The 3,896-nt window shown below is 63.9% G+C and carries 2 protein-coding genes; both read left to right on the top strand.

Features of this window, described 5'->3' with window-relative positions:
* The coding region (gene aceE / locus GLW01_RS15440; protein ID WP_160899667.1) for a pyruvate dehydrogenase (acetyl-transferring), homodimeric type at positions 1-2,541 on the top strand (2,541 nt) is incomplete at its 5' end.
* A 27-nt stretch (positions 2,542-2,568) separates the two neighbouring features.
* A partial coding sequence (locus GLW01_RS15445) for a biotin/lipoyl-containing protein (RefSeq protein WP_160899668.1) occupies positions 2,569-3,896 on the top strand: 1,328 nt, incomplete at its 3' end.

Genomic DNA, 3,896 nt, shown 5'->3' on the forward strand with positions numbered 1-3,896 from the left:
GCGGGCACGCCCATGCCCTACGCCATCACCACGCCCTTCCGCAACAGCATCCAGCCCACGGATGAGGCCCGCATGCCGGGTGATATGTTCATGGAGCGCCGCATCCGCTCGCTGATCCGCTGGAACGCGCTGGTCATGGTGATGCGCGCCAACCTGAAGCCCGGTGATCTGGGCGGCCACATTTCCACCTTTTCCTCGGCCGCGACCCTCTACGACGTGGGCTTCAACTATTTCTTCCACGGTGGCGATGACAAGCGCGAACCGGACCTGATCTATTTCCAGGGCCACGCCGCCCCGGGCATCTACGCCCGCTCCTTTCTGGAAGGGCGGCTCAGCCAGGAGCAGCTCGACCACTATCGTCAGGACACCCTCGAGAACGGCATCTCCTCCTATCCCCACCCCTGGCTGATGCCGGACTACTGGCAGTTCCCGACCGTTTCCATGGGGCTGGGCCCGATCCAGGCCATCTACCAGGCCCACATCATGAAGTACCTCCACAACCGGGAGCTGGTGGAAAGTGGCGACCGCAAGGTCTGGTGCTTCGTGGGCGACGGCGAATGCGACGAGCCTGAGACCCTGGGCGCCATCGGCCTGGCCGGGCGCGAGAACCTGGACAACCTCATCTTCGTGGTCAACTGCAACCTGCAGCGCCTCGACGGCCCCGTGCGCGGCAACGGCAAGATCATCCAGGAGCTGGAGGGCATCTTCCGCGGTGCCGGCTGGAACGTGCTCAAGGTGGTCTGGGGCCGCCACTGGGACACCCTGTTCGAGAAGGACACCGAGGGCGTGCTCCAGGAGGCTCTGGACCGCACCTGTGACGGTGAGCTCCAGAACTACCTTAGCCAGGGGCCGGCCTATACCCGCAAGCATTTCTTCGGCCAGACCCCGGAGCTGGCGGAGTTCGCAAAGAACCTCACCGATGAAGACATCCTGCAGCTCAACCGCGGTGGCCATGACCCCTACAAGGTCTACGCCGCCTATAACGAAGCGGTGAACAACAAGGGCCAGCCCACGGTCATCCTGGCGCACACCATCAAGGGCTACGGTTTCGGCAAGGGCGCGGAAGCACAGAACATCGCCCACCAGGTGAAAAAGCTGGACAAGAACGCGCTCAAAGCGTTCCGGGACCGTTTCGGCGTGCCGGTGAACGACGACGAACTCGACCAGCTGCCCTACTACCGCCCGGCGGCGGACAGCCCCGAAATGCAGTACATGCAGAAACGCCGGCGTGAGCTCGGCGGCCACCTGCCGCGCCGGCGCCGGGACTCGAGCCCGCTCAAGATCCCCGAGCTCAAGACCTTCGACAAGCTGCTCGAAGGCACCGGTGAAAAAGAGATGTCCACGACCATGGCGTTCGTGCGCATGCTCACCATCCTGCTCAAGGACAAGCAGGTCGGCCAGCGCGTGGTCCCCATTGTGCCGGACGAGGCCCGCACCTTCGGCATCGAGGGGCTGTTCCGCCAGACCGGGATCTACACCTCCGAGGGCCAGAAGTACACGCCCGAGGACCGGGACCAGATCATGTACTACCGGGAGGACAAGAAAGGCCAGATCCTTCAGGAAGGCATCAACGAGGCCGGCGCCATGTCCGCCTGGATCGGCGCCGCGACCGCCTACAGCAACCACGACTACCCGCTGCTGCCGTTCTACATCTTCTACTCCATGTTCGGCTACCAGCGGGTAGGCGACCTGTGCTGGGCGGCTGGTGACATGCGTGCGCGCGGCTTCCTGCTGGGGGGCACCTCCGGTCGTACCACCCTCAACGGCGAGGGCCTCCAGCACCAGGACGGCCACGGGCTGATCCTGCACAACGTGGTGCCCAACTGCCTGACCTACGATCCCACCTACGCCTACGAGGTGGCGGTGATCATCCAGGAAGGCATGCGCCGGATGTACCAGGAAAACGAAAGCATCTACTACTACATCACGCTGCTCAACGAGAACTACGCCCATCCGCCCATGCCGAAAGGGGCGGAGGAAGGCATCATCCGGGGGCTCTACCAGCTGGAAACCGTGAACGTCGCGGGCAAGGCGAAGGACAAGGCGCCCCGGGTCCAGCTGCTGGGCAGTGGCGCCATCCTCAACGAGGTGAGGGCGGCCGCACAGATGCTGAAGGAGGAGTTCAAGGTGGGCTCCGACGTGTGGAGCGTGACCAGCTTCGGCGAGCTGGCCCGTGACGGCCAGCACGTCGCGCGCTGGAACCGCCTCCACCCGGACAAGAAAAACCGCACCTCCTGGGTGCACGACCAGCTCAGGGATCAGAAGGGGCCGGTGATTGCCTCCACGGACTATATCCGGCTGCAGTCCGAGCAGATCCGTGCCTTTGTGCCGGCCTCCTACCATGTGCTTGGCACCGATGGCTTCGGACGCTCCGATACCCGCTGGAACCTGCGATCCTTCTTCGAGGTGGACCGCTACCACGTGGTTACGGCCGCGCTGAACGCGCTGGCTGAGGAAGGCACCGTGGAGCAGGCCACTGTTATCGAGGCCATGAACCAGTACGGCATCGATGGCGACAAACCCAATCCAGCGTCCACCTGATCCGGCGGCAGAAGGAGGCACGGCACTATGAGTGAACAGGAAATCCGGGTTCCCGAGCTGGGCGGTGCGGAATCGGTTGAGATTGTAGGGGTTCTGGTCAGTGTGGGCGATTCGGTGAACACCGAGGATCCACTGCTGGAGCTGGAATCCGACAAGGCCACTGTTGAGCTGCCGGCACCCGCGGCCGGAAAGATCACCCGTCTGGATGTGAAGGAAGGCGATTCCCTCAAGGAAGGGGATCTCGTAGGTATGATGGATACCGCCGAGGGCGGCGACTCAGGCGACAGCGAGCAGGCCGGCGGTGACGCGGAATCGGCAGGAGACGATGACGCATCTGTAGGAGCGAGCTCCGCTCGCGATGGCGATGAGCCCCAGAACGCAGATGCTGGAGCTTCCGGCGGCGAGCAGACCATCCGGGTCCCAGAACTCGGCGGTGCGGACTCGGTGGAGATCGTCAGCGTGCTCGTCAGCGTGGGTGATTCGGTGAATGCCGAGGATCCCCTGCTGGAGCTGGAATCCGACAAGGCTACCGTCGAAATGCCGTCTCCCGCCACCGGAAAGATCACCCGCCTCGACGTGAAAGAAGGCGACTCCCTGAAGGAAGGCGATGTCGTCGGGACGATGGAGGTGGCGGGCTCCGGGGACGAAGGAGCGAGAAGCGGGGAACAAGGCACAGGCAGCAAGGCGCAAGGCGCAGTAGAGAGCGCGGCGCAGGAAGACACTGTAGGAGCGAGCTCCGCTCGCGATAACGCTGGCAGCCAGCAAGCAGCCTCCAGTCCGGCCCCGAGCCCCGAACCACCCTCTACCGCCGAGCCCTCCGGCAAACGCGTCCACGCCGGTCCCGCCGTACGCCGCATCGCACGCGAGTTCGGGGCGGACCTGCAACAGATCAAGGGCAGCGGACCCAAGGGGCGCATTCTCAAGGAAGACGTCCAGTCCTGGGTGCGCAACCAGCTTCAGTCCGGTGGCAGCAAGCCTGCCGGTGGTGGTGCCGGTATTCCAGAGGTGCCACTGCCCGACTTCAGCCAGTTCGGCGAGGTCGAGCGCCAGTCCATGACCAAGATCCAGCGGCTGACCGCCCAGGGCATGCATCGCAGCTGGCTCAACGTGCCGCACGTCACCCAGTTCGAGAAGGCCGATATCACCGATCTGGAAGCCTTCCGCAAGGATCACAAGACCGAGGGCGAAAAGCGGGGCGTGAAAATGACGCTGCTGCCTTTCCTGATGAAGGCCTGTGCCCATGCGCTCACCACCTATCCGCAGTTCAACGTGTCACTGGATATGGCGAACGAGCAGATCATCCAGAAGCACTACTGCCACATCGGCATCGCAGTGGATACACCCAATGGGCTGGT

This window comes from Vreelandella halophila (genome assembly GCF_009856365.1).
GTDB lineage: Bacteria > Pseudomonadota > Gammaproteobacteria > Pseudomonadales > Oleiphilaceae > Halospina > Halospina utahensis_B.